The organism is Bacteroides caecigallinarum (assembly GCF_016902295.1).
GTDB classification, from domain to species: domain Bacteria; phylum Bacteroidota; class Bacteroidia; order Bacteroidales; family Bacteroidaceae; genus Phocaeicola; species Phocaeicola caecigallinarum_A.
The window spans coordinates 1-1,322 of the sequence record NZ_JACJLQ010000109.1; the positions used below are offsets into that span (position 1 = coordinate 1).

Genomic DNA, 1,322 nt, shown 5'->3' on the forward strand with positions numbered 1-1,322 from the left:
CCGTGCATTGTATTTTTCTATACCACATTTAATGAGGTTTGCCACCTTGGTCTTGGGTTTCTTCCAAGCTTTCCATATACACATACGTATTCTCCGTCTTAACCACTCATCTGTGTTAATAAGAAAACGTTTCATATCGGCAAGGTGATAGTATCCAATCCATCCACGTATGTATTCTTTCAGTTTCTGTTTCCTCTTCATGTATCCCCATCCATTGCTACGATTCGTCAGTTCTTTAAGTCTTGATTTAATCTTAGATTTGGATTTCGGATGCACTGTGAGACGACATTTGCCTTTCATTACATAGAAGGAGTAACCGAGATACTTCACTCCTCTAACATACGATACTACAGTCTTTTCCTTGTTGACTTTAAGATATAGAGTTCCCTCTATAAATCGGGTTATGGACTCTTTGACTCTTCTTGCTGCCCTTTTAGACTTACAGAATATCATCGAGTCATCGGCATACCGCACAAAAGGAAGTCCTCTGCGTTCGAGTTCCTTGTCCAGCTCATTGAGCATAATATTACTTAACAATGGACTTAGTGGTCCTCCTTGGGGAGTTCCTTCCTCGCTAGCTTCGAACAGACCTTTGTTCATTACACCGCTTCGGAGATATTTGTGTATCAGACTGACAACTCTGCCGTCTTTAATAGTACGGCTGAGAATTTCTATGAGTTTGCTATGGTTCACGGTATCGAAGAAGCGTTCAAGGTCAAGGTCTACAACGTACGTGTAGCCTGTATTGATTATCTCTTGGGCTCCTCTTACCGCGTCATGGCAGCCTCTTCTAGGACGGAAGCCGTAACTTCTCCTGGAGAATTGACGCTCATAGATAGGGCCAAGAACTTGGTTAATGGCTTGTTGCACCAAGCGGTCTACCACCGTGGGGATTCCTAATAGACGCATCTTGCCATTGTCCTTGGGGATTTCTACCCTTTTGACGGGGTTCGGACGGTAAGAACCGTCCATCAAGGAACGGATGAGCGCATTTTTGTTGGCTAGTAGCCATGAAAACAATTGTTCACATGACATATTGTCGATACCGCCACAGCCCTTGTTTCCAATCACTGCCTTATAGGCTCGATTAAGATTGGAAGGACTCAGGATTTGCTCGAAAAGGTGTTCCTTGTCGAATGGTACTTCCACGATGTTGTCTTCACATATCCACATGAAAGTCTGCACTCCCTCATACCATTCGGTTTCCGACCTATCTCTTTGAGGGCAGTCATTAACTTCGGATAATGTTTTCTGCATTCGTTCTTTCATTAGGTATGTTTCTATTACTATCGTTTAATTATTAGGTTCAGTCCTTCACAAAC

At 43.0% G+C, this 1,322-nt stretch carries 1 protein-coding gene; it reads right to left on the reverse strand.

Going from position 1 to position 1,322, the window contains the following annotated elements; translation table 11 throughout:
• A partial coding sequence (gene ltrA, locus H6A27_RS14375) for a group II intron reverse transcriptase/maturase (RefSeq protein ID WP_204509182.1) occupies nucleotides 1–1,269 on the reverse strand: 1,269 nt, incomplete at its 3' end.
• Nucleotides 1,270–1,322 lie beyond the last annotated feature (53 nt).